This window comes from Alcanivorax sp. HI0083 (assembly GCF_001635175.1).
The window spans coordinates 1-1,249 of sequence record NZ_LWFX01001587.1 but is presented as its reverse complement, the minus strand read 5'-3'; the positions used below and the strand labels follow the sequence as shown (position 1 = coordinate 1,249).

Genomic DNA, 1,249 nt, shown 5'->3' with positions numbered 1-1,249 from the left:
TGCCGTTTCTTCAGCCACCACACTGGCTACCTGGGATACGGTCTTGTTGGAACCGGGGATAGTGAGTGAAGAAGGATCCTGGGTGACCTTTGCTGCCACATCCGCGATGTTGGCAAAGGTGGCAATGGCTTCACCCTCGCTCTGCCCATCCACCTGACCATCGTTGAGGTCTTCGGACAGGGCCGCGAACATGGAGTCCGCCGTTTCGGTGCTGTTCGGGTTCTCGGTCTTGGCAGCCTCCGCCATGTCGGCCATCAGCGCCGCCACTGCCTCCACCGCTGTGCGTAGTTTTACAACCTTCTCCTGGTCATCCTGATCGCTGGTAATCAGCGGCGGGGAAGACAGCAGGTCCACGCTGTCGTCCAGCAGGCCAAAGCCGAACTGGCTGCGCACCTTGCTTTTCGCCAGCTTCAGGGCGGCGGTCCATTCAGCGGCGCTCACCGTGCCATTGTCATCACCCGCGAAACCGCTGTCTGTGCTGTCCGCGTTGGCCAACGCCATCTTGACCACCAGGGTACTAAGCGGTGTGGGGTAGTTAGTCTTGCCCGCAGCCACGTCTTCTGCGGTTGTCACAGACAATAATCGCGTAATGACAGGCTCCGCCCCGGTAGTCAAATCAACGGTGTCCGCATCCGCAACGACTTCAACCAGAATATTGCCACTGGCGCTAGCCGGAACCGTAACGCCTGAGAATGCAGCACTCGCATTCGTGTCGCCTCGATCCAACAACTGCCCTTTTCCATCAACACTATTGGCATCGAGTTGATGAAGCGACACAGCCGCATTCGCCAGCGGACCTTTAACGGCCGCCCCTGTGACTGCCGTACCAGGCGATGCACTCCCTCCACTACCGCTACTTCCGCCACCGCCACCACAGGCAGAAAGAAAAATTGCGGCCACAAGAGGGGAAAAAACAAATACTTTTTTCATTTAATTTCCCTTTCCCTTTTTGTTCTAAACGGACGAAACGGTATCAATGTGTGACATACATCACAAAGAATTTCTTGTGCGAAAATGACTACACCTAAGTATGGCCAAATGCTTACATTTTCTATTTTTTGCATACCACGTAAGCATCAAACGGAGCCCCCTATCACTGCTATTCTCAAAAAAAATGCCCTAACCGTTGCGGGTTAAGGCATTTCTTTTTTGTTTCTGAAGCTGAGTTATTCTGGCGAGCCCAGCCTTATCCCCACCGCCACGAAAGTCTCAAGCCCCGAAGTGCCATCCCCTTCGTCGAGGCCGCCAC

General features: G+C 54.7%; 1 pseudogene. It reads right to left on the bottom strand.

The features are described from left to right. Positions 1 to 729 (bottom strand): annotated as a pseudogene (locus A3754_RS23680) (hypothetical protein); the annotation flags it as partial. Between the last annotated feature and the right edge of the window lie 520 nt (positions 730 to 1,249).